Here is a 25,046-nt window from a genome sequence, read left to right as displayed (position 1 = left end):
AATAGACCTCAATTATCTATCGCGCGACACAAATTAATATCGTAGAATAGGCTTTAAAACACCACATGGAATCATTGACTAAAGTCCACATTCAACAATTATTTGAACAGTACTATGTTGCTCTCGTGGAGTTTTCGTGGCGGATCGTCCAATGCAACGAAACGGCAAACGATATCGTGCAGGATGTATTTGTTAAATTACTAGACAAACCTTATTCCTTGGGCTCGCAGAGTGCAGCAAAAAAAAGTTACCTCTTCACCACTGTAAAAAATGCCTCTTTGAATTATCTCCGAGACCTGAAAGTATCGGAGAAATATATACAGCATACAGATTTCCATGAACAGGACGATAAATTATTTTTAGATGCATTGATTTATGCCGAAATTGTTAGCCATTTGGAAAAAGCAATTGAGCGGCTACCCGAGGGTTGTCAACAGATCTGTAAGCTCGCTTATCTGGATGAAAAATCCAATAAGGAGATTGCTGAACATTTTAACGTTTCTATTAATACGGTCAAAACACAGAAACGCCGAGCATTGCTCCTGTTGCGCAAACAGCTCAATCCATTCTATAGAGGTATTAAAAATATTTTTTTATTATTTTTTTAAAATTCTTTTCACCTTTTCTTCTCCCCTCCGTGTCTTATAGTAAACTAAGCAAAAGTGAATACTTCTCTTTTACTTAAATAAACCGAAAAAATTGGAACTAAATATTTTTTTTAATTTCTTTTCACCCATTTTAACACAATCCGTGTCTTTGTATAAACAAAGTACCGAAGTTAGAATGTATTGATCAAAACAAAATTAGTACCTAAGTCCAAAAACAAATAGAATTATGGATTCGAAATATTTCAGAGCTGCAGAATTAGTTTCTCTATATATACGGAAGGAAATATCCGATCAGGAACTTCAAGAATTGAAGCAGCTCACCATTAACTTCCCTCAGCTCAACAGCTGGATTGAAGACCAAGGATTGGATATGGAGGAAATCAACAAAAGAGTTCTGTATCACCAAAGCAACAACAAGCAGGAAATCTGGCAAACTATTATTGGAAAATCTCAACAAAACAATAAAATAAAAATACGTTGGAGACAGATCGCAGCAATGGCAGCCTCTTTAATCCTAACATTATCCATTGCATTTTACTTTTACCAACAAAGAATATTAAAAACAGATCAACAGAGCAAACAAGTGAATACCATGATAACGCCCGGAAGCAAAAAAGCAACCTTGACGTTATCTGATGGGAGTAAAGTAGAATTAGGCACCAATTTATCAGATCGAATCTCTGATGGGAGCACTTCTCTTGAGATCCATCAAAATGGGCTAGATTATTCGAACAACAAGGCTCAAAAACCTACAATACACAAGCTTACGATCCCAACTGGTGCAACCTATAACATTGAGTTGGCGGATGGTACCAAAGTTTGGCTCAATGCCCAATCCGAGCTTGAATTTCCATCTGTCTTCAGTGGCGAGGATCGGATCGTAAAAGTAACGGGAGAAGCATATTTCGAAGTTGCAAAAGATGCTAAGCATCCATTTAAAGTCAACGTCAATGGTACTGAGGTGCAAGCATTAGGAACAGCATTTAACATCAACACCCACCTGAGCAGCAACAAAATAAAGACGATTTTGACCGAAGGCCGTATCAAGGTCACTGATGGTGGACAAAACAGAACCATAACCGCTGGACATGAAACAATCAGCGGCCAAGGGCAGATCGAAGTCAATAAAGCTGATATTGAGGAAGCGCTATCATGGAAAGAAGGCTATTTTTATTTTAACAGCAAAGATTTAAAAGAAATCCTTGGCGAGATCTCCAGATGGTATGCCATAGATGTTGATATACAGCGCAAACTGACCAATGAGCACTATAATGGTGGCTTAAAACGAAGCGCTTCTATAGAGACTGTCTGTAAAACACTCAATGACCTAACTGGTTTTCAGTTTACCATGTCTCAAAGAAAACTCATTATAAAATAACCAATGAAAAACCAAAGTTATAAACCTAACATTTACTTAAAAAACCAATGAGTATATCTCCTAGACTAGATCTTACTTAGAAAAGTATGGGTCTGACCTTCGTCACTTGATAAGAAGCTTTATCAAGTTAAATCTTAACCAAAAATACTAATTTATAAACCAGTCAAATGATATGGAACGCAATTCTCATGTCCCATTTTTAAGCCCACCGCCGACATTCGGCAAGTCGAATAAACCATGGACAAGAGGCCTAATAGCCTCTGTACTCGTCAGTACCTTCTCCATGCTATCGGCAAATGCAATGGCTCAAATCTTAAATCTGGAGCTAAAAAACGCTCCTTTAACCAAAGCATTTTCTGAAGTGCAAAAAGTTACCGGTTATAGATTTATCTACAGTGAATCTATATTAAAACATGCGCCCGCAGTTAATCTATCAGTCAAAAATGCCTCTTTAACAAACACTATGGATAAGCTAATGGAAAATCAGTCCCTGAGCTATGCCATTCACGATGGAACAATTGTGATCAAAGCTTTGCCGCCCAAAAAGACGGCAACGGAAAATAAAGTTCCTATAACAACGGAAAAAAAATCTCCAAAAGGTCAAACCTCCGGTACAGTTACAGACGAGGAAAATAAACCAATTGCCCGCGTTTCGGTACAGGTAAAGGCAAATTCTCTCTTTGGAACAGTAACTGATGAAAATGGGTATTTTAGCCTTACGAATCTACCCGAAAAAGCCGTGCTCGTTTTTTCTTCAATTGGTTACAAAACTGTTGAGATCAATACTGCTTCGCTTACCACATACGAGTTGACCCAACTCAAAGTCGAAATGAAAAAAGATAATGGTGCATTGGATGAAGTAGTGGTTGTCGCCCATGGTGTACAAAAGAAAATTAGCGTTGTTGCTGCGATGAGTACTGTCGACCCCAAGGAACTCATCACTCCTGGCCGATCCCTGACCAATCAACTCGCTGGCCGTGTGGCAGGGATGTCTTTCAATCAGACGTCGGGACAACCCGGCAAGGATGGAGCCAATTTTATTATTCGTGGCATAAACTCCGTGAAGGGAAGTTCTGACCCTTTAATCTTGATCGATGGATTAAAAAGATCGATTGATGATGTAGACCCCAATGATATTGCAAGCTTCTCTATTCTTAAGGATGCATCTGCGACAGCAGTGTATGGATTGGAAGGAGCTAATGGTATCATTGTGATCACGACCAAAACGGGGAAGCTCTCTGAAAAACCCAGCGTCAATATGTCCATATCTTCCTCAGTCAACAATGCGACCTTTAAACCGCATTGGATCGACGCTGTAAAATATGCACAAATGCGAAACGAGGCGTTTGCCGTACGCGGAAAGGACAAACCATATTCTGATGAGGTCATCAAAAAATTTGGAGATAATGACATGGACTTTTACCCGAATGTCGATTGGTACAATGCATTATATAAACCAAATAATTTATCGCATAAAGGAAATTTCAATATCGGTGGTGGGGGCAATGTAGTGACTTACTATATGTCTGGTGGTTATTACATAGAAGACGGAATGTTTAAAGGAAATTTACAATCTTACAATTCTAATGCGAAATATAACCAGTTTAATTTTAGGTCTAATTTAAAAGCTGATATCAGCCCGACAACGACATTGGGACTCGGATTTGACGGGCGCTATAATACAACGACAGAACCGGGACAGGGAACGGATAAGATCCTTGATATCATCAATGAGATCAATCCGACCCTCTTCCCTACCCAATACTCCAACGGAACTGCTCCAGAAGAACCAGCTGGTGTAAAAAACCCTTTTTCGATGCTCAATAAAACGGGTTTTACCCGCGGCTACTCCAATGTGATGAATACTAACCTCAATATTACACAGAAACTTGATTTCCTATTAAAAGGGCTGTTTTTTAACGGTATTGCGTCTTTTTCGAAAATCAATAATTATACACATCAATATATTAAGGATTATCAAAAACACCGTCCTGATTTTGCGAACAGTTACAACGGTACAGGCCGCGATAAAGATGGAAATCTGGTCACACTTAATACCACTCCTGATCTAGATGACAAAATGCGATTTGAACCATCAACACCGACTGGACACCGTGTTGTTGAAATACAAGGAAGTGCTAATTATGCCCGCGATTTTGGAAAGGATTTCACGACAACAGCTTTTGTACTATACAAACAACGTGAGTATATGGACGACGTACCTAATGATGACAATGGGAATTCCCTCTTGGTGAATGCTTTACCGACAAGGGAACAATCTATTGCGGGACGGTTCACGGCCGGTTTTAAAAACCGCTATTTTGCAGATATTAATTTCGGTGCTTCGGGGTCACAAATGTTCACACCTGACAAGCGCTGGTCCTCGTTCCCCTCTATTGGTTTAGGCTGGATAATATCGGAAGAAAAATTTTGGGAAGGAATGAAAAAAACGGTCAATCAATTAAAATTTCGTGGTTCTTATGGTGTAGTGGGGGCTCCAGGGGACGCCAGACGCTTCGGTTATATGGCGACAACAGGTTCTCTTGATGGCTATACTTTCGGTTTTGGAGGTACGGCCTATAGCGGTACAAATATTCCCGGTGTAGGAGAAAGTCGCTTGGAACAGCTTGGTCTTACCTGGGAACAAAATAAGAAGATGAACCTCGGTATTGAACTCGGCCTGTTCAATCAATTTAAAATGATACTGGATATTTTCAGAAATACACGTGAAGGCCAGTTAATTGACCTGAATAAACTTCCGGCAACACTGGGTTTAAGTTCTGTACCAAAAGCTAACCTTGGAAAGATGTACTCCAGAGGTTTCGATCTAGATATGTCTTACAGTAAAAATTTCGGCAATTTCCGAATCAATTATATTCGTGGAATCCTGACCTATAATATAAATACGATTGTAGAAAATGGACAACTTGATCCCAAAATGCCTTACCAAAGTGGTATCGGTCTGGACTGGGGACGTGACCTGAACTATATCTCTTTGGGTCTATTCAAAGATCAAGCTGATATCGATAACAGCCCTGTACAAACCTGGAATAAGGTCCTGCCGGGCGACATCAAATACAAGGATATTAATGGGGACGGCCTGATCACGCCAGAAGACCGTATTTGGTTAGCGAGTACAGACCCTAAATGGACCTATTCACTTGCCCTGGATTTCAACTATAAAAATTGGACCTTTTCAACCCGTGTCATCGGGAAATCGGATGTATTCCGTACCCTTAATGGTGGACGTATCCCGTTCAATGCCTCAGGCAGCCGTGGTGCTATCTATGAAGTTGCTTACAACGATCACTGGATACCTGAATCTTATTCGGGTACTAAGACAACTGAAAATCCAAATGCTGCCTATCCACGTCTGGGCGTTGGTTCGGAAAACAGCAATAATGCACAGCAGTCTACCTTCTGGGAACGTGAAGCTTCTTATTTGCGTCTTGCAGATGCCGAATTAGGTTATACCTGGGTGCCAAAAAACAGTAAACTTCCGTTCCAGAATATCTATTTCTACGGACGAGGGGACAATTTGGCTACGTTTTCAAAATTCAAGGACTGGAATCCTGAACAGAAATCTTCGTATGCTTACCCATTAAAACGCACATATTCTCTTGGTATAAATGTCAGATTTAAACTGTAAATCAGCATAACATTTTGACAATAGATCATCAAAAGAAGTGAGTCTACGAGACAGTACAAACACAATATGAATAAATAAAACTACTCCAATGAAAATACTCAACATCAAAAACATAGGCTTAGCGTTTGCATTATTGACTATCGTAAATATGCAATCCTGTAAATATCTGGATGCGGAGGAATATCTGCATGAGGTTGACAATCTTAACGATATCTGGACCTCCCGTAAAAATATTCGTGAAGCCTGGGCTGCCTGTTACGGCCATCTCCCAAATTTTACCGATATGCATCAATCTTGGCCGTTCAGTGGGGCCGGCGATGAAGGCCACGCGGGCCTGGATACGTATATGGCCATGCAACTGTCACAGGGTAAATACAATTCAGACAATATGCCATGGGAGCTGAGCTATTGGTCAAAATTATATCGCGCGATACGGGCTTGCAATCAATTTTTGGAAAATTCTCCACAGGCTAATGATAAATTGATTAAAGAGGGTGAGCTTGAAAGCTATCAAACGGATGTACGTTTTTTGCGCGCTTATTATTATTCATTGATTTTGGAAATATATGGTCCCTTTGTTATCGTTGATAAAACCGTAGACTACGCGAATGAGGCTAACTACCCAACAAAACGAGCTACGCTGGAGGAATGTGTCAATTTCTTAACCAGCGAATTAGACTTGACCATCCAAAAACTACCAAGCCAGGCACAGATATTGACCTCTGATCTAGGTAGACCGTCCAAAGCTACGGCCATGGCAACAAAAGCACGTATACTACTCTGGGCGGCAAGTCCGCTCGTCAACGGTAACACAGAGTACAATAGTTTTGTTAATCCTGAAGGTCAACCTTTCTTTGGAAAAGGATACGATGAAAATCGCTGGAAAAAAGCCTCTGATGCCTACGAAGCAATTATCGACTTAAATCAATATCAATTGTTCACTTTGCCTGCAAACAAAAACTACAAAACTGTTCCTTTAGGTGACTTTCCGGGTAATACTGTGGCTTGGCCAAATGGACCTGCAGGTATTGACCCTTATAGATCTTTCAAGGCCCTATTTAGCGGTGGTGATGACTATTGGAACACGGAAGTGATCTGGCAAGTAAATCGACAAAGTCAAACCTATAACCTAACTGCATTGGGATGGCCTCGAGGTCACAAAGCTTCCAATTCGCTCAATAGTTCGCGTATAGCCGCCACGCAAAAAGTTGTTGATGGCTTTTTTATGAATAACGGTGCAACGATCGAAGAAGAGAACCAGAAGCTCTATAAGGATTTTTCGACTTCATCCGCCGCCGATGGGTATTATATCTTGGGTGATGGTAGTTCGCTCAATTCGCCGATCCATACCAACTTTTTCAACGGAAATCGCTTCCCTGCCGTACCAAACCGAGTGCTGAACCGTGAACCACGTTTTTATGCCACTATCGGCTTTCACGGACGCGGATATAAACAAGATGATAAGGTAGATCCATATTATTATGTCGATTACAGACCCGAAACCGCCGATGGTTATTTTGAAACCGATCGCCCCTCTTTACGTACCGGTTATGCCGTTGTCAAATACATCAATGACGATGATATGCGCATAGAAGGAACTTATGAAAAACAATACCCGGTATTTCGATTAGCGGAAGTTTATCTATCCTATGCTGAAGCGCTCAATGAAAGCCAGCCAGGGCATCCAGATATCCTAAAATATCTCAATTTGGTGCGCTATCGGGCAGGGCTTCCCGGACATAGCCAAGGATCTAAAGAAGAAATCCGAAACAAGATCAAACATGAACGCCTGGTGGAAATGGCGTTTGAAGGAAAGCGTTATTTTGATATCAGACGCTGGAAGGATGCTGAAAATGTCCAGCGCGACAGCTGGGGCAATCCCAAAGGATCAGGGGGGCCGGTGTACGGAATGAATTACAAAAAAGCAGATATTACTTTTTATGACCGTACCATTATAGATGGTTATTCCTTCAAGAAAAAGGACTATTTCTTCCCCTTGCCGTACAACGATGTCGCCAACCATTGGGGCAAGCTCATCCAAAATCCGGGATGGTAACCATATATTGTATTATTGATTCTTATATAAAATAATGATGAAATCTAATTATATAAAATATTTTTCGCTACTTGCTATCTGCCTTTTTTTTGCAGCCTGCGGTAAATTGGATTATGAAAACAAAGAGTTTTATAAGCAGGAATTATATATCGTAAATGCTGAATCGACATCTGCGTCAGAGCGTTCCATCACAGCAATACAGGCTTATACCTTCGTGGATACGCTCAAGATCCTTAACGACAACTATGATGTAGAACTTATCGAAGACCTCCGGGACGGATTCTTTGAGGTCAAGTTTAAAGTCGGAATCGGTGGTTCACTCACGGCCGACAAAGATATTCCGGTCAAAGTAGCTTTCGACCAAGAAACGCTCACCGACTTTAATATTGAAAACAATACAGCATATTATATTCCTGAATCTTTATTGTATAAAGCAAACGCACCCTATGACCCCGTAACAAAATCCTTTACAGTAACGATTAAAAAAGGAACTGCATCCAGTGCACTTATTTTTGCGATACCGATCAAACGTATGGACAGTAAGGCCTATTCCAATTTTGCATTTCCGGTAAGAATAGTTGAAGGTAATAGCATACCCCAAAATCGCTTTTACGACAACTTTTTGATCGCTAACCTTATTGTGGACGCCCAAAAGGTAGTCAATTGGTCTGGTTTTCCTATCCCAAAACTCCCTGAAGGAAGATACCATTCCGCACGATTGCAGGCTAATGCCGCAGAAAACAATGTAAACGGTGTGCACTATAACTATAAATACATTACACGGTTGAGTAACGATCCAAACGATAAAGATCAATTTATGATTTGGGGAACTGGTTTATGGAGCTTTGAAGTATTTGGATTACATGGAAACGGTTGGATGTACAATAAATTATTTTTGAATGATGAGGCCTATGGAACTTACACATTGGAGCCCATCGCATTTGGGGACAATAAATTTCCTCAGGGCACCTTTGCATATGCCACAACACAGGGAACTAGCACTGACAATACCTATGATCCGAAAACCAAAACTCTGGTATTGCACTACAAAAATATAATAGGCCAAGATTATACAGATGTGCTAACTTATATTGATGATAAATTGGACATCCGCGATGCTAATACATCATCTGGTCCTCACAATTGGCAATATGTAAGACAACAAGGCTATAAAAATTGGCTACCCATAGACGGAAAATAGAACATTTATATCTCACTAACCATGAATCGAAGATCCTTTATAAAAAGATCAAGTTTATTAAGTACAGCGTTGCTAACCACCCTGTTTCCAAGCTGGGCAAGCAGCATCTTTGCATGGGATCAGCCCCTGCACAATATTCCTACTGGTAAGAGAATCGATCCCAAGTGGATTGAACAGCTCTATAAGCGGGGGCAGAAAACCCGTTATTACAAAAGCAAAAACGAATTACAATACATTGGAATGCCCATCGGCGGCCTCCATGCAGGTACTGTGTATGCTGGTGGCGACGGACGTCTCTGGCTGTGGCAGATCTATAATGAGACCTATGAAGGAATCAGGGAAGGCATAGACCCAAAGCTTGTACAATGGTATAATGGCCGTGAATACGTCAATATCAAACCTCGCGACGGTGCAGCATATATAGAACCTGCGATAGCTGACAATTTAAGGTTATTGGAACAAGGCTTTTCTGTGACTATAATGGAAAATGGGAATATCCAGACACGCGAATTACGTAAAGAACACTGGGATGAGGTCATTTTTGAATCGGCATACCCCAGCTGCAAAATTATCTATTTGGCAGAAGATTCACCCCTCGACATCGAATTGCATCTCTATTCGCCATTTATTCCATTAGACGCGGAAAGTTCATCTTTGCCAATGACTACAATGCATCTGAAAGCAACAAATAAGACCAAACGCAAAGTTCAAGCGACCTTTTGTGCCTGGCTGGAAAACGGAGTGCACAAACCTCGCAAAGAATTTAAAGGAGTAACAAAGCTTGCTCAGGTGGTATCCATCGAAAATGTACAAAGTATACTTTACTCCTGTGAGGGTGTTCCCCAAGCCGAAAAACTGGCGGGAGACTATGGTACCATGGCACTTTACTGTGATGCCGTTGACGCCACGGCAAGTGCTATGGTAGATCTCTGGCCCTTCGACCCGGCGCGAAAGTCATTTGGCAAAGAATCAGCAGCAGTCCCATTCGACCAGCTCCAAATCGGAAACATAATAGTCCAACGTGAGATCTCTCCTCAAAGCACCGATGCCGTATCCTATGCCATCAGCTGGCATTTCAACAATCCCCACCCCCTATTGCGTGAAAAAATCAAGGATGCACAAAAGGGCTATTGGTATGGCACCAAGTTTTCAGATGCTAGTGATGTTTTAAAATATTATCACCAACATAAAGAATATCTAAACAAATCTACATTAACTTGGGTCGAGACTTGGTACAATTCGACACTCCCCCACTGGTTCCTGGACCGTACATTGGTCAATATCGGTACCCTAGCTACTGCAAATACCTATCGTTTTGCGAGTGGTCGCTTTTGGGCCTGGGAGGGTGTTGGTGCCTGTGCCGGTACCTGTACCCATGTATGGCAGTATGGACAAACGATGGGTCGCCTCTTTCCGGAACTCGAACGAAATCTTCGTGAAACTACGGATCTAGGTGTTGGCTTCGTTCCTGAAAGCGGGGCGATCATATTCCGCGCAGAATATGAAACCCGCCCCGCTATTGATGGTCAAGCTGGGGTGATACTCCGTTTTTACAGGGAACACCAAATGTCGGAAGACAACAGTTTTCTGGCTCATAACTGGCAAAAACTCAAAAAAGCTGTTCAATTCATCATCGATCAGGACAAAAATGGTGATGGTATGACTGACACTCCAATGGAAAATACACTTGATGCGGTTTGGGAAGGTGAGATTGCCTGGATCGTAGGTTTATGTCTTGCTGCAGTTAAAGCCGCCGAACTGATGGCAATTGAGATGAATGATCAGGTATTCCAAAAAACATGTGCACAATACGTCAGTAAAGGAATGACAGCAATGGATGCAGACTTATTTAATGGAGAATATTATATCCATCGCCCAAACAAGGAATTTGGTCGAAAAAAATTGGGTTCCTATAACACTTGCCATATCGATCAGGTATATGGCCAGGCCTGGACATTTCAGGTCAATCTGCCCCGGATAAATAGCGTTGAGAAAACACACTCGGCCTTAAAGGCATTATGGAAATACAATTTCACAATGGATGTAGGGCCTTATATTAGAACCCACCTTAATGGCAGACCTTATGCCTTATCCGGTGAGGGCGGTATGGTAATGAATACGAATCCGAACAATGAAACCTCAGCATATGGCGAAGATGTGACCTGGCAACTTGGTTACTTTCACGAATGTATGAGCGGGTTTGAACATCAGGTTGCTGCTCATATGATGGCTGAGGGAATGGTGGAGGAAAGTCTGATCTTGACCCGTTGCATCCATGAACGATATGATGCTACAAAACGTAATCCTTATAATGAGATAGAATGTAGTGATCACTACGCGCGGGCAATGGCTAGCTACGGTACTTTTATAAATGCTTGCGGCTACCAATATCATGGTCCTAAAAAACATCTTGGTTTTGCCCCGCGAATGCAACAGGCGGACTTCAAAGCCGCTTTTACTGCCGCAACGGGTTGGGGAACTTATCAGCAAACCCTGCGGTCTGCCTTTGAAGCTACGATATCCCTGTCTTATGGATCGCTGGGTTTACGGACTTTGAGTATTGGTCACCTTTCCAAACTGCCGCGTCAAACCAAAAATCTTAAGATAACATTAAACGGTAAAACTGTACAAGTATCGGAGACAGAAGTCATCCAACAACAGCTAAAATTAATTTTCACGAATGAATTGACACTTCAGACGGGAGACAAACTAAACATCACTTGGTCATGAAAAAGATAACAACCTATTTTCTTGGACTTTTCTGCTTTGGCCTCATTAGTGGCAGTTGCCAAGCACCATCATCCCAGTCTAATGAAAAAAAAGCAGTAATAGGTAGTAGCTGGCAAAATCAAATGGAAGCAACATTACCTCTATTGGGTCACCGCAACTGGATCTTGGTCGTAGACAAAGCCTATCCTGCACCGAGTAGCGCCAATGTCACTATCATCAATACTGGACAGAATCTATCAGAGGTAGCTAAACAACTAGATAGTTTATTGAAAATACAGGACCATATCCAACCGATTGTTTATCAGGATGAAGAACTTGCTCATATCGACGAACAACTTGTCCCCGGGATGGATGCCTTTAGAAAGGAAGTTGGTGCCATCTTTGGTTCAGATATCCGGGTCATCCCCCACGTATCTGTTTTCAAAAAAATAGATGACGCATCCAAACTGTTTAACATTGTCATTCTCAAAACAGCGTCCGTATTACCCTATACTTCACTGTTCATTGAGCTTGACTGCAAATATTGGAACGCAGACAAAGAGCAGGAACTACGTCACCGCATACTAAAGAACAGAAACAAATAATATTTATTAACTACGGAAAATAAACAAATTGAATTTCATGTTGGCACTGGTCATCACCATCTTATTCTGGCGACCAGCTACTGCACAGGAGATCAACAAAAGTATAAATAGATTTTTAATCAATATCATGGTAAACGGTCAATAATGTATTAGCCCCGAGGGCGTAAGCTTCAAACGGAAAGATGAAATTGCAGACCTGATCTTAAAAGACGCAACTACGATAAGGGAAGATTAGCTTCTCAAATAAATAATAGAAAGCGCCACTTGGTTTAAAGCGGCGCTTTTTATCCGTTGAGTTGGAATAGCCACAAACTGACCAAAAACCTTTAAACTGCCGACTCCTTCCATTTTTCAAAAGGCATTTCGAATTTGATTTCACCTTTACCATGGGTTCCAATTTCCCTCCACCCGGCTTTTCGGTAAAAACGTTCTGCTCGCGTACCGGGTGCGGTTCCCAGCCATACTGTATGCGCTGTTTGGTTAAAGTACCAGTCCAGCATAATATCGTGTAGCTGTTTCCCTATTCCCCGTTTATCATATTCCGGATGTACAAATAACGCCCAAATATTATGCTCCGCCAGATCCACTATTGAAAAACCAACAATATTATTATTAATTTCAAACACCCATCCTTTGCCTCTATTTATTAGAAAATTTTCACAGTCCTCGTCAGTTACCAGACCTGGATCCGATAATGGATTTTCCTTTACAGCATTCCTTACTACTTGCATCTGTGGAATATCCGACACTTTTGCTTCTCTTAAATTCATCTATTGATTTTTATAGGTTATAAGGCGCAATGTAAACAATTATTGGAATTTCTCATTTAGAAATTTTTCGAATCTAAAACGCCTTTTGAGCTTCCCCTCTCTTTTGGTAATATACAATTGTTCTAGCTTTGATATTAATTGTATTGTCCGGAGTTGTGTACCATTATCGTACGATTCAAAAGTGATAATGTCCATTTTCGGACATCTCATAGGAGAAAACACAGGAAACATGCTTTAAACTGGCCTTTTGACGTTGGCATTATAGTTGACCTCGGATAAAATATGTTTGAAGAATTCTTTTAATAGTTCAACAAGCTGCTAAAACTTACTTTATTTATGTTGCTGAGCTTCCTAAAAATAGTCTTACCTGCCTTCTCCCATAATGAGATCTACATTATACCGAATATAAACAGAATCGTATTTACTATTACCTACAGCGTAATTGGTTCGCCTAACTAGAATTTATCATACTCATGCGCATTTAAAACCATATAGGTATTCTATGCAATATACAATCACTTACCTAAAGCTAAATATGAATCCATTACATCAGGTCATCGTTAAAACACTCTATTTTTCAGGCACATTATCCATCGCGGAGCTCAGCAAAAAAATAGGAAAAAGTATACCTATTACCACTAATAGTATCCAGTATCTTCTTGAAAAAAAAATCATCACTTGTGAAGGCCTCGCACCATCAACTGGCGGACGTAGAGCGACTAATTATTCGTTGAACGGAAGGGATCTACCTTTTATATTGGCTATTACCATTGATCAATATAGCTTCACCATCACTTTATTGGATCTTTCAAACAACATCATAAAAGAATCCTCACAGGAAACAATAAACCTACAATTAGACAGTAATCTACATGTAAGAATTTTAGAACGAATTGATCATTATTTAGCGGATCAATTGGCTGCAAGAATACTAATTGTCGGAATTACTATGCCAGGTTTCGTTAATTCGGCTAAAGGTATAAATACATCCTATTCTGAACAACATCCTCTTTTTAATATAAGAGATATAATTCAGCAGCATCTGAAACGTCATGCTTATATCGAAAATGATTCTGCTGCTATCGCCATTGCTGAGCATAATTTTGGCAAAGCCAAGGATACTGAAAACGCATTGGTCATCAATCTCAATTGGGGAGTTGGGATGGGCATGATTTTAAAAAATGAACTATTTAGAGGTAGTGTTGGATTCGCTGGCGAGTTTAGTCACATTCCGCTGTCAGATCAAAATAAACTGTGTTCCTGCGGCAAGAAGGGATGCCTCGAGGTTGAAGCATCTCTTCTTGCCGCGATTGAGTGTGCCAGTTTAAAACTTGATGCTGGAGAGGTGTCAATACTCAGCGAACTATACCAACTGGAACGAAAAATCACAATCGACCAATTGATGGAAGCTGCTATAGATGGTGACCAACTGGCGATTAATTCCTTTTCTAGGATAGGTTATATGCTTGGAAAAGGTATTGCTACTCTAATACATATTGTCAATCCAGAAAAAGTGATTATTAGCGGACATGGTGCAAGAATCGGGCAGATACTGCTACCTCAGATTCAGGCCGCTGTCGTCGAATTCAGCATCAATCGCCTGTCAAAGCATACGAGTATTGAGATATCATCCTTGCTCAATGTGCAGCTGATGGGGACTGCTTCTATAGCAATATTGGCATTAAATGGAGAGACATTAAATATTAATTAATATTCCGTGCTTATGTAGATTTCGGATAAATCTTTGTAGCACCCCCATGTGTAGGGTGATTGAAAAGGCAAAATCTTCACCAAGCATATCGTCTTTGATCGCTGGAAACCTTTTAATTAATTCTTTCACAAACTCAGCAGATGAAAGCATAAAAACTTCAATTATTATTGAAACAATAAACACCCCACAGTTATCTTTGGTTTTTCCTGGACAGCGGCTTTCCAATAATTCCATTATCCAAGCTATAAAACAATGGACAGTTTAATAATCAGTAAAAACTTCTAAGTGACTTTAGCAAAGGAAATTTATTGACCAATGTCAATCTTTTTTATCGGAAAATAGAAGAACTTAGACAATACATTAAATAGAAAAAAATATAAACAGAATTAAAAGGAATGTTATGAAAAAGATTGCTATTAATGGATTTGGCCGCATCGGACGTGCCGCTTTAAAAATAATAACAGAAACGGCCGACCTTGAGGTTGTCGGAATCAATGATCTGATGAGTATTGAAAACGCCGCCTACCTCCTCAAATATGACAGTAATTATGGTAAATATGAAAAAGATGTACACATCGAGGGAGATACACTTGTAGTCGATGGAAACGCTGTCAAATATACGAGTATAAGGGAAATTGAAAAATTGCCCTGGAAAGATATTCAAGCTGATATCATCATCGAAAGTACGGGTATTTTCACGAACAAAGCCGATGCTGAAAAACATTTGACGTCCGGAGCAAAATTTGTAGTCATCTCGGGTCCGACCAAAGATACGCCTACTGTTGTCCATGGCGTAAATACTGAAGATGGAAAGGTTTCTGTTTTTTCATGCGCAAGCTGCACGACCAACAATATCAGCCCGATCATCGAAATATTAGGAAGGAGGATTGGAATCAAAAAAGCGATTCTGAATACCACACACGGTTATACTGCTTCACAGGCACTTGTAGATGCTCCTTCAAAAAAAGAACCACGTATGGGAAGGGCTGCAGGAATTAACCTTGCTCCCGCCGCTACCGGTGCTGCGATAGCAACTACAAAAGCTCTTCCGCAATACGCCGGAAAGTTTGACGGTATAGCAGTTCGGGTACCTGTTCCCGTGGGATCCATATCCGATATTACTTTTATTGCTGAAAGGCCCACAACGATCGAAGAGATAAACCAAATTTTGGTCGATGAATCCAAAACTGATCGCTATAAAAAAGTGCTAACAGTAACAGACGAACCACTGGTATCTACCGATATCATCAAAAGTCCGTTTGCAGCGACAGTTGATCTGGAAATGACGAGAGTTGTCGATGGCGATCTTGTGAAAGTGATGGCCTGGTATGATAACGAATGGGGATTTACCAATCAAATGATTAGACAAGTACAAGCTATTTAGAGCAATAGCAATGAAAAGCTGAACATTCAAGACCTTTCGATAATTTGGAAGGTCTTATTTTTTATACCTAGATGTTTTTGAGTTAGTCCTCTCTTAAATTTACCCAATTCTCGATATTTGGTGTTTAATCCCTTTAGATAATTTCACCCGAATTTATTTTGCCAATAAACCTTATGATGCTTATCCCGAACCGCTTCTGACATTGACTCTCCATTCATTTCGGCAATCGAAATAGTTATGGGTTTACTGACAAAAATTTGTCTCTGAATTTACCATTGAAAGACTCTCTAAGATATCAAGTTAGCTACTTGAGGGAGATACCTTCAACAACATACACGTCTATATCCAACTGATTAACAGCTACTTTTAACGTGTAAAAATTTTTCAAAAAAAGTCTTTTTTATTTCGTAACTTTTTCTTTACATTTATGCAAACAATGCTAAAATTGATTCGGCTTGTCGGCGTTTGCATCTTCATCTACTTAGGTCAAACACAATTTTTAACCAATTTTTAATTACATGATTATGAGTAAAATCTTGTCTTTTTTACTTTTATGGCTAGTGATCATCCCATTAGCCCATGGCCAACAACGGACGCTAAAAGGAAGCCTTGTTGACCTCGCTACTAATGCACCCTTGGGAGGTGCAACGGTTCGCCTTGAATCTACCAACGTCGGAACCTCAACCGACGATCAAGGGAAATTTACGTTAAATGTACCGCAGGGTGCAGTCAAGCTGCTGGTTACACTGGTTGGTTATGAAGATGCAAGGCGTACCTTAACGGCACAAGAAAACGACATCAGCATCAAAATGACGAGCAAATCGTCTTCCTTGGAGACGGTCGTGGTCACGGCTTTAGGTATTCAGCGGAAGGCCAAAAGTCTAACCTACTCGACGCAGGTCGTAAAAGGTGACGAACTGACCAAAGTAAAGGATGTCAATCCCATGAATAACCTGACAGGTAAAGTCTCGGGTGTGCAGATCAACCGCAGTTCGTCAGGCATGGGCGGATCCGTGAATATTGTGCTGCGTGGATTTAAATCAAACCGCAACAACCAGCCTTTGTATGTCATTGATGGTCTCCCGATCACAAATACAAATGGTAGTGGCAATGATGGCGCGTTCGGCGGAGCTACCGACCGTGGTGATATCCTGAGTACCTTGAATGCTGATGACATCGCCAGCATCAATGTCCTGAAAGGCGCATCAGCCTCTGCATTATACGGCAGCCAGGGTGCCAATGGTGCAATTATGATCACCACAAAAAAGGGGGCTGAAGGAAACTTAAAAATTGATCTCTCGAGTGGTTTCACGGCTGACAAAGCGTTTTACCTACCCAAATTGCAATACCGCTATGGTCAGACCACGCCTTCAAGCGAGGAAAGCTGGGGTGAAAAAGGTAGTTTCGCTGACCCTGTAAAAGATTTCTACAATACCGGAACAACCTTTATCAATTCCCTGGCACTGAGTGGTGGCACCAATCGCATACAGAATTATTTTTCGTATGCCAATACAAGCAACAAGGGAATTCTGCCAACCAACACGTTTAAGCAGCATAGCGCCACCTTTCGAAATTCAATGAATTTCTTTGATGATAAACTCTTCTTTGATGGAAGCCTGATGTATTCGCGTCAGAATATCCATAACCGTCCTTCCTCAGGTTTGTACTTCAGCCCGATAGCCGGCTTATACCTGTTTCCGAGAGGACAGGATTTTGATAAGTACAAAAATTTTGAATATTTCTCTGAAAGCCGCAACTTCTATTTGCAGGATTGGTGGAATATCAATGCCGACGCTAAACTGACCGGAACGCATCATCAGCAAAATCCTTATTGGGTGCTCAATCGCATTCCTACGGATCAAAAAAGGGATAATATTATCGGACAGGCTCAATTCCGTTATGTCTTGACTGACTGGTTGTCTGTAAGTGCCCGCGGAACCTTGAACAAACGCTGGGATCATTGGGAACGCCGAATATATGCGGGAACACAGGGCGTATTGTCAGGCCTGCCGATCGATGGCAAACTTGGCGACAATGGCCGTTATAATACCGATCGAAGCGAAAGCACGGCCTTATATGGTGATCTATTATTAACCGGTAATAAACAATGGGCCGAACAGCTTGATTTAAATTTTACAGCAGGTACTTCAATCAATGATTTACGTTCAAATGGCACTGTTTTAGACCTAGCTAGGCTCGCCGTGGCCAATAAGTTTCTGATGAGCAATATCTATCGTGATGCTCCTATGCAGTCAGCGACTGAAACCATTTCACGTCGGCAGATCCAATCTTTATTTGCTTCGGCAAATTTGGGCTACCGCGAAAAAGTTTACCTCGATTTAACGGCTAGAAATGACTGGGCTTCTACACTGGCTAATACACCCAAGGAACATAAGGGCTATTTTTATTGGTCTGCAGGTGTATCAACCGTACTGAATGAATTATTCAAATTACCAAGCTTTATTACCTACAGTAAGCTCCGCCTATCCTTTGCCCAAGTTGGGAACGATGTTGCCGCCTATAGTACAATCCCTGTAAACACCTTAAATACGGGCATTTTAACGCCAAATGTATCGGGGCCTTACAGGGGTATACCACTGAAACCAGAAATTAGCAAAAGTGTTGAATTAGGTTATGAAGGCCGCTTTTGGAAGGACCGTATCAATCTGGATATCGCACTTTACAAAACAAATACCAGAGATCAATATTTTGAGTATCAAGGACCAGTGGGTGTTGTTAACACGACCGTATTTTTGAATGCGGGAAATGTTGAAAATAAAGGTATTGAGGCGGCCTTGGGTGTGACTGCAATCAAAAAAGAGCATTTTAACTGGAACACGGGATTTAATTTTACCGCCAACCGCAACAAGATTCTAAAATTAGCCCCCAACCTGGGAAATACTTATCCCATGGGCGGAAATTTCAATGTCCTTCGTCTTGGCGGTTCCTTTGGTGATTTCTGGGCTCCTATGTTTAAGCGCGATCAAAACGGGACAATTATCGTTGATGACAATGGCCGCCCACAGATCGCTCCTGCGGGATATATCGGAAATAATACACCCAAAGCCATTGTCGGATGGACCAATAATGTTACTTACAAAGATTTTGGTCTGAGCTTTACGATAGACGGCCGATTCGGCGGAAAAGTAATCAGTATCACAGACGGCTACCTCAATTCCTTTGGTGTAAGCGAAGAAAGTGCAGCGGCAAGGGATCGCGGTGGTGTTGACATTGCAGCTGTTAAAATGGATGGCACACCTTGGCAGGGTCTTCTTCCGGCACAGGCTTACTACAGTGCCGTAGGCAACCGTGACGGTATCATCGAAGGCCAGCTATACAATGCCACCAATATTCGGATGCGTGAAATTGCTTTAAGCTACAAGCTCCCAATTAAATGGCAAGGCATCAAGCAAGCCTCCATATCACTGACAGGACGGAACTTATTTTTCTTTCGCAACGATGCTCCTTATGATCCTGAACTCAATACAACCACGGGTGTCGGAGGCCAGGGCTACGATAGCTTTGCCCTTCCAACTACTCGCAGTTATGGTTTAAATCTCAAGGTATCCTTTTAATAACGTAGATCATGGACAACACAATCAAATTTTTCGCTTATAGCAGATTGATCTGCATCTTGCTCGCTACCTGCTTGCTAACGGGCTGTACCAAAAACTTCACTGAATTAAACACGAATCCTGCCGGGGTAACGGACGAAGAAGCAAATGCTGACTATGCACTAGTCGCCTCATTTTTGGCTCAGGCACAACGTGATATTATCCCCGAAAACGTCGGTGAATATCAGTTGGCCAATAACCTCTGCAGTGACACCTATGCGGGATACCTTACTCCCCCAACTCCCTTCGTCGGAAATGCGAATAACGTTACCTATAGCCTAGTTCCAGGCTGGTATCAGGCTATTTTTGTAGATCGCTACATCAAAGCCATGAATCCGCTTTTCCGTGTGGAAAGCGACACCCGTCAAGATAAACGGCTTCAGGATATTTTCGCTTTTGCCAAACTTTTGAAAGTATCGGCTATGCATCGCACCAGTGACAAAGTTGGCCCCATTATTTACAGCAAATATAATGTGCTTAATGAAAATGGACAGATCGATTATGACTCGCAGGAAAATGCCTATAAAAACTTCTTTTTAGACCTGGATACGGCGACAACAATCTTAAAAGATATACAGAATAATCCAAAATCTGCGGCGATGGCCAAGTCCGATATGGCTTATACCGCAGATAATTATAAGCGCTGGCTACGCTATGCAAATACACTGCGTCTGCGGCTGGCGATACGTATCGTTGCCATAGCACCCAATATTGCAAAAACTGAGGGTGAAAAAGCACTCAATCCTGCCAACGGTGGACTGCTTGAGGCAAATGCCGACAACTGCATTATTGGGCTCAGTACGGATCACCCCTTAAATACCATCACTGGCGCATGGGGTGATACACGCATGAGTGCACCCATAGAATCTATACTGGGTGGTTATGATGATCCGCGCATGGCAAAGTTATTTGACCCGGCAGCGGATCCCCTGGTAGCTGGGCAGTATAAAGGCATCCGCTCAGGTATTAATATAGATGGCAAAAGCCGTTATGAAAATTATTCCAAGCTCCGGGCTTTTCCGAATCAGATGCAATTAATGATCGCTGCTGAAAGCTGGTTTTTGAAAGCAGAAGCAGCACTGCGCGGCTGGTCCAATGCAGGAACAGCAAAAACCAACTATGAAACAGGTATAGATCGTTCCTTCGAAATGTATGGACTAAGCAGCCAGGTTACAGCTTATAAAAATAACAGTACGAGCAAACCCAAAGCGTATGTTGACCCAAAAGCTATTAAAGCTGGTGAAAATAACGTAGCTATTGGCTCTCCTTATTTGAGCACGATGACTATCCGCTGGGAGGACGGAGATTCAAACAACAGAAAACTTGAACGCATTATAACACAAAAATGGATCGCCATATTTCCGGATGGTGATGAAGCCTGGGCAGAATACCGCCGTACAGGTTATCCCATTCTGTTTCCTAACATTGTAAATTTCAGTGGAAATACCATACCTACAATTCCAGGCATCCGCCGTATGCCTTATCCGCAACGCGAGTATGATAGTAATAATCAATCCGTTACCGCCGCTATACAGTTATTAGGAGGCCCTGATAACGGTGGTACACGACTGTGGTGGGATGTAGCGAACAAGAATTTTTAGAAAAACATTCTCATTCATTTTTTAATATAATAGCCGGTGGATTGCCGGCTATTATATTAAAAATTCAAGATTATTCTGAAATCTTGAACAGAGGGTTTACCCCTAAGAATTTCAGATTTGTTAGGGCAAGGGTTTATCTCTGGCGAATAATACTCATTATCACTTTCGTTATCAGTTTGACGATATGGAAAAACATATCTGCTTTTGTCAGGATCACTCGTCATCGCGGAATTCACCAGAAAAATATTAAACAAAATATTGCCGCTTAACTCTGTTAATAACTTCTCTTTTAGAATATACAAGACCTTTCCATAATTTGGAAGATCTTATCTTTTATAATTAATATCTTTGAAGTATGAATATCGAAAACATCGGACAACCTTTCCTCAAAAAATTTCCCGGAGATTTTTCCAATAACCCTATGCAGAGAAACACACCAAAAGTTTTATTTGCTACGATTAAACCTGCCGGATTTGATCATCCTCAATTAATTGCTTTTAACGAGGCTCTTTCTAAGGAAATAGGGCTGGGAACATTTGAAGAAAAGGATCTTAATTTTCTGGTGGGATCTCAGCTTCCCGACAATATTCAGACCTATGCGACAGCTTACGCAGGACATCAATTTGGCAACTGGGCAGGACAGCTGGGGGACGGAAGAGCGATTCTTGCTGGGGAAATTACCAATGCAGCAGGTAAGAAAACAGAGATCCAATGGAAAGGAGCTGGTGCAACACCCTATTCAAGGCGTGCCGACGGAAGGGCTGTATTGCGATCTTCTGTACGCGAATACCTGATGAGTGAAGCCATGTATCACTTAGACATACCCACTACTAGAGCTTTGAGCCTGGCCTTTACTGGAGAAGATGTTATTCGGGATATCATGTATAATGGCAATCCACAATATGAAAAAGGAGCTGTAGTCATAAGAACAGCTGAAAGCTTCCTTCGTTTCGGGCATTTTGAATTGATGTTTGCTCAAGGTGAACACAAACTATTGCAGGATCTGCTTGATTTTACGATTGAAAATTACTTCCCCGAAATTGTTTCATCCGATCATCAGAAATATAAAGATTTTTTTGAAAAAGTATGTACCCGGACGGCAGACTTAATGGTAGAATGGTTCAGAGTAGGTTTTGTTCATGGCGTAATGAACACAGACAATATGTCGATCTTAGGTTTAACGATTGATTATGGTCCCTATTCCATGATGGATGAATATAATTTAAATTTCACTCCGAATACAACGGATCTTCCGGGAAGAAGATATGCATTTGGAAAGCAGGGACAGATATCACATTGGAACCTATGGAAACTTGCAAATGCTCTTCAGCCAATAATCAATGATGAAAAATTCCTGGAAAACACACTAAATAATTTTGGAGTTTATTTTTGGGAGGCCCATGACAAAATGCTGTGCAAAAAATTCGGATTTGATGGGCTCAGAAAAGAGGATGAAGACTTTTTCACCAACTGGCAGGGCTTAATGCAGGAGTTGGAATTTGATCATACTCTATTCTTCAATCAATTAGAAAAAATAACTCCAGATACGGATCTAATGGAACATTTCAGCCCGATAGCTTATACTATTTTAAATGAAGAAAGGCTCGGAAAACTTGCAGACTTCATTAAACAGTACCAATCCCGTCTGCATTCAAATACAATTTCAAAGGAAGAAGCCCTGGAATTAATGAAAACGACAAATCCTAAATTTATACTGAGAAACTACCTGCTTTACCAGTGTATTGAAGAAATTAGTAATGGGAAAACAGAGATGCTACTCAAACTAACTCAGGCTTTAGAAAATCCATACCAAGAACTATTTCCGGAATTTTCTGTAAAGCGCCCATCCAGCTATGATGACACCGCAGGATGCTCTACACTTTCATGTAGTTCATAACAAAAGTTAATGAATTGTGATCTTTTTATAAATACGAGAGTCGCTCTGGATCTGTCCGTACAGTTATTTTTTCAATAAAATAAAGAAATAACTAACTTTGGGGATGCATACAATTGATTTCAATTTGTGTTGAATGACTTTTTGGTCGATTATTGGTCTTGTTTTAACTTTATTTTTACTACTTAATTTATAGAGCCATAGTTTGGCTGATTAGGAAGTATGTAAGAGAAGAACTGGCTAAAACAGAAAAAAACGCCCAAAAATCTTGATATAAGCAAATTGAAATAATGTCAGTCCCAAAAGCTTTTCGATAGTATTTGATTTTAATTGACCGCATTAAAATAAGATTTGGTACAAACCCAGACTAGGAGCAAAAAAGTACTGTTTGCCTTTTAATGTTACGGTTTTGGGCATTGTTATATCATCGCACTTAAAGCGTTGTTTTTTCAGTTCATAATAAGCCAAATAATCCGGACTGGGCAGTTTGCCATTGCGCCAACCAATCAAAACATCGTCATCGAATTTAGGGATTTCAGTTTTTGCTATATCAAGTTCGCTTTTAAAAAGATCTGTTTGTCTAACGACCAAGGTCTGGTTGATTACTTTAAACACATCGCAGCGCTCTGTGTTCACGATCGTGTAGGGACAAGGTTTGAGCCCATACGGTTTCAGCATTTCTACTTCATACTTATTTAAAGCGTTCATCTGCAAGCTGTCGTTCAGATCTTTCAATTCTTCTGATTTTTTGCTCAGGCTATCTGCAATAACCACCGTTTTAAAATCTTCTTGTTTTCCATAATCTGGATAGAAAAACTTCTTGCCGTTGAAATATAGATTTCCTTGTTTATCGATATAAAATGGCTTTTCCCAATCGTAAATCTTTTCAAAAAGCATATTTTTATCTACATCAATAATCTTTACGGGCGAGTTACTGTTGTCGGGCTTTAAAAGTATTCTATCGTCGTTTAAAAAAACTAGACTACTTAAGCCAGTCATATCAGTAACTTTTCTGAACTTGCTTTCATCTTTTAGCAACTCAATCAGTTGAGGCACATCTGGGTGTTTATCTTTTTTAGGGATAGGATTACAACCTAAAAACATAAGCGATGCGAAGAAAAGAAGGTATCTCATAAGCTATTCTTTCGTATAATTTGATTTTCCATTTACATCAACCGGTTCACCTAGATACTTTGGTTTTCTGCCTCTTATAATATCCAAAACGGCTTTGGTGACGGATAGTTTTTCCCGAAATGCATAGTATTTATAACCCGGATAAACGCCCCTATCTGCACTATAACCAAACGATTTTATACCAAATTTATCACCTAGATAAATACATCTATTTAGGTGGTATTTCTGAGATACCAAGATTGCTGTATCAACATGAAAGATATGTTTTGCACGGTACATAGTCGAGTAGCTATCAAACCCAGCATAGTCAATGTAAATTTTTGTGGTATCGACCCCGTTTTTCTGACAATATAACTTCATTACCGTAAGCTCATCGTATTCATCCCTCCCATTATCTCCTGATAGTAATATTTTATCCACTTTATTATTTTTGTATAGCGAAATCCCAGCATCCAGCCGATCTTTTAAATACCTACTTGGCTGATCACCGTTTATTCCCGCGCCAAAAATAATGACTACCTTGGTTTTTGGCACATCTTTAAGTTCAGTGAAAATCAGCTTTTCCGTCTCGGCCGCTACATTGCTGTTGATTACCAAAACAACAACGAGGGCTATTAGGCATAGGATGATAACCGGTAAAAGGAACTTTTTAATCTTTTTCATGCATTTGATTTTACAACAATTTATAAAAATCGGTTTCTTTTATGTCTTCAGCAAAAGGAACAGATATTT

General features: G+C 40.7%; 16 protein-coding genes. 12 read left to right on the top strand and 4 right to left on the bottom strand.

From position 1 onward, the window contains the following. The first annotated feature begins 65 nt into the window (after nt 1-65). The 7 genes from M2408_RS09220 to M2408_RS09190 all read left to right on the top strand — a co-directional run bounded on the left by M2408_RS09220 (nt 66) and on the right by M2408_RS09190 (nt 12,206). Nucleotides 66-608 (top strand): RNA polymerase sigma-70 factor, encoded by a 543-nt coding sequence (locus M2408_RS09220; RefSeq protein ID WP_259181090.1) that lies wholly within the window; start codon nt 66-68, stop codon nt 606-608. A gap of 226 nt (nt 609-834) precedes the next feature. Further along, nucleotides 835-1,986, top strand: a complete 1,152-nt coding sequence (locus M2408_RS09215; protein WP_259181086.1) for a FecR family protein — start codon at nt 835-837, stop codon at nt 1,984-1,986. 172 nt (nt 1,987-2,158) lie between these two features. Further along, entirely contained in the window at nt 2,159-5,635 is a 3,477-nt protein-coding gene (locus tag M2408_RS09210) for a TonB-dependent receptor (RefSeq protein WP_259181084.1), read from the top strand. A gap of 88 nt (nt 5,636-5,723) precedes the next feature. Then, nucleotides 5,724-7,691, top strand: coding sequence for a RagB/SusD family nutrient uptake outer membrane protein (locus M2408_RS09205; RefSeq protein ID WP_259181081.1), 1,968 nt, complete (start codon nt 5,724-5,726; stop codon nt 7,689-7,691). Nucleotides 7,692-7,725: 34 nt separating this feature from the next. After that, a complete protein-coding gene (locus tag M2408_RS09200; RefSeq protein ID WP_259181080.1) occupies nt 7,726-8,892 on the top strand; it encodes a DUF1735 domain-containing protein in 1,167 nt (388 codons plus the stop codon). Nucleotides 8,893-8,913: 21 nt separating this feature from the next. Beyond that, on the top strand, nt 8,914-11,622 hold the full coding sequence (locus tag M2408_RS09195; RefSeq protein ID WP_259181079.1) for a GH116 family glycosyl hydrolase: 2,709 nt from the start codon (nt 8,914-8,916) through the stop codon (nt 11,620-11,622). Beyond that, entirely contained in the window at nt 11,619-12,206 is a 588-nt protein-coding gene (locus tag M2408_RS09190; RefSeq protein WP_259181077.1) for a hypothetical protein, read from the top strand. Before M2408_RS09195 ends, M2408_RS09190 begins: the two co-directional genes overlap by 4 nt. Nucleotides 12,207-12,532: 326 nt before the next feature. On the opposite strand, the gene M2408_RS09185 is transcribed toward M2408_RS09190, so the two are convergent. Then, nucleotides 12,533-12,976 (bottom strand): GNAT family N-acetyltransferase, encoded by a 444-nt coding sequence (locus M2408_RS09185; protein ID WP_259181075.1) that lies wholly within the window; start codon nt 12,974-12,976, stop codon nt 12,533-12,535. 502 nt (nt 12,977-13,478) lie between these two features. Here M2408_RS09185 and M2408_RS09180 point away from each other — a divergent pair. Next, nucleotides 13,479-14,687, top strand: a complete 1,209-nt coding sequence (locus M2408_RS09180; protein ID WP_259181073.1) for an ROK family protein — start codon at nt 13,479-13,481, stop codon at nt 14,685-14,687. On the opposite strand, the gene M2408_RS09175 is transcribed toward M2408_RS09180, so the two are convergent. After that, nucleotides 14,673-14,921, bottom strand: coding sequence for a hypothetical protein (locus M2408_RS09175; RefSeq protein ID WP_259181071.1), 249 nt, complete (start codon nt 14,919-14,921; stop codon nt 14,673-14,675). The genes M2408_RS09180 and M2408_RS09175 overlap by 15 nt on opposite strands. A gap of 166 nt (nt 14,922-15,087) precedes the next feature. On the opposite strand from M2408_RS09175, the gene M2408_RS09170 reads away from it, so the two are divergent. The 4 genes from M2408_RS09170 to M2408_RS09155 all read left to right on the top strand — a co-directional run bounded on the left by M2408_RS09170 (nt 15,088) and on the right by M2408_RS09155 (nt 23,183). Beyond that, nucleotides 15,088-16,071: a type I glyceraldehyde-3-phosphate dehydrogenase gene (locus M2408_RS09170; protein WP_259181068.1), complete on the top strand. Its 984-nt coding sequence runs from the start codon at nt 15,088-15,090 to the stop codon at nt 16,069-16,071. A gap of 524 nt (nt 16,072-16,595) precedes the next feature. Further along, a complete protein-coding gene (locus M2408_RS09165; protein WP_259181066.1) occupies nt 16,596-19,646 on the top strand; it encodes a SusC/RagA family TonB-linked outer membrane protein in 3,051 nt (1,016 codons plus the stop codon). 11 nt (nt 19,647-19,657) lie between these two features. After that, the gene (locus M2408_RS09160; protein ID WP_259181064.1) at nt 19,658-21,286 is read left to right on the top strand and encodes a SusD/RagB family nutrient-binding outer membrane lipoprotein; all 1,629 of its coding nucleotides are present in this window, start codon (nt 19,658-19,660) and stop codon (nt 21,284-21,286) included. 355 nt (nt 21,287-21,641) lie between these two features. After that, entirely contained in the window at nt 21,642-23,183 is a 1,542-nt protein-coding gene (locus tag M2408_RS09155) for a YdiU family protein (protein ID WP_259181062.1), read from the top strand. Nucleotides 23,184-23,519: 336 nt separating this feature from the next. Here the strand turns inward: M2408_RS09155 and M2408_RS09150 are convergent, their stop codons facing one another. Further along, nucleotides 23,520-24,314, bottom strand: coding sequence for a hypothetical protein (locus M2408_RS09150; protein ID WP_259181059.1), 795 nt, complete (start codon nt 24,312-24,314; stop codon nt 23,520-23,522). Nucleotides 24,315-24,317: 3 nt separating this feature from the next. Continuing rightward, on the bottom strand, nt 24,318-24,977 hold the full coding sequence (locus M2408_RS09145; RefSeq protein WP_259181056.1) for a vancomycin high temperature exclusion protein: 660 nt from the start codon (nt 24,975-24,977) through the stop codon (nt 24,318-24,320). Nucleotides 24,978-25,046 lie beyond the last annotated feature (69 nt).

The organism is Sphingobacterium sp. BIGb0165 (genome assembly GCF_024810095.1).
GTDB lineage: Bacteria > Bacteroidota > Bacteroidia > Sphingobacteriales > Sphingobacteriaceae > Sphingobacterium > Sphingobacterium detergens.
This window is presented reverse-complemented; position numbering and strand designations above follow the sequence as displayed.

What these genes read in the sequence shown, in the direction of transcription:
- M2408_RS09205 (WP_259181081.1), top strand. Translation starts at nt 5,724, where the DNA reads ATGAAAATACTCAACATCAAAAACATAGGCTTAGCGTTTGCATTATTG.
- M2408_RS09215 (WP_259181086.1), top strand. Translation starts at nt 835, where the DNA reads ATGGATTCGAAATATTTCAGAGCTGCAGAATTAGTTTCTCTATATATA.
- M2408_RS09190 (WP_259181077.1), top strand. Translation starts at nt 11,619, where the DNA reads ATGAAAAAGATAACAACCTATTTTCTTGGACTTTTCTGCTTTGGCCTC.
- M2408_RS09150 (WP_259181059.1), bottom strand. Translation starts at nt 24,314, where the DNA reads ATGAGATACCTTCTTTTCTTCGCATCGCTTATGTTTTTAGGTTGTAAT.
- M2408_RS09165 (WP_259181066.1), top strand. Translation starts at nt 16,596, where the DNA reads ATGAGTAAAATCTTGTCTTTTTTACTTTTATGGCTAGTGATCATCCCA.
- M2408_RS09160 (WP_259181064.1), top strand. Translation starts at nt 19,658, where the DNA reads ATGGACAACACAATCAAATTTTTCGCTTATAGCAGATTGATCTGCATC.
- M2408_RS09210 (WP_259181084.1), top strand. Translation starts at nt 2,159, where the DNA reads ATGGAACGCAATTCTCATGTCCCATTTTTAAGCCCACCGCCGACATTC.
- M2408_RS09175 (WP_259181071.1), bottom strand. Translation starts at nt 14,921, where the DNA reads ATGGAATTATTGGAAAGCCGCTGTCCAGGAAAAACCAAAGATAACTGT.
- M2408_RS09180 (WP_259181073.1), top strand. Translation starts at nt 13,479, where the DNA reads ATGCAATATACAATCACTTACCTAAAGCTAAATATGAATCCATTACAT.
- M2408_RS09200 (WP_259181080.1), top strand. Translation starts at nt 7,726, where the DNA reads ATGATGAAATCTAATTATATAAAATATTTTTCGCTACTTGCTATCTGC.
- M2408_RS09220 (WP_259181090.1), top strand. Translation starts at nt 66, where the DNA reads ATGGAATCATTGACTAAAGTCCACATTCAACAATTATTTGAACAGTAC.
- M2408_RS09145 (WP_259181056.1), bottom strand. Translation starts at nt 24,977, where the DNA reads ATGAAAAAGATTAAAAAGTTCCTTTTACCGGTTATCATCCTATGCCTA.
- M2408_RS09155 (WP_259181062.1), top strand. Translation starts at nt 21,642, where the DNA reads ATGAATATCGAAAACATCGGACAACCTTTCCTCAAAAAATTTCCCGGA.
- M2408_RS09170 (WP_259181068.1), top strand. Translation starts at nt 15,088, where the DNA reads ATGAAAAAGATTGCTATTAATGGATTTGGCCGCATCGGACGTGCCGCT.
- M2408_RS09195 (WP_259181079.1), top strand. Translation starts at nt 8,914, where the DNA reads ATGAATCGAAGATCCTTTATAAAAAGATCAAGTTTATTAAGTACAGCG.
- M2408_RS09185 (WP_259181075.1), bottom strand. Translation starts at nt 12,976, where the DNA reads ATGAATTTAAGAGAAGCAAAAGTGTCGGATATTCCACAGATGCAAGTA.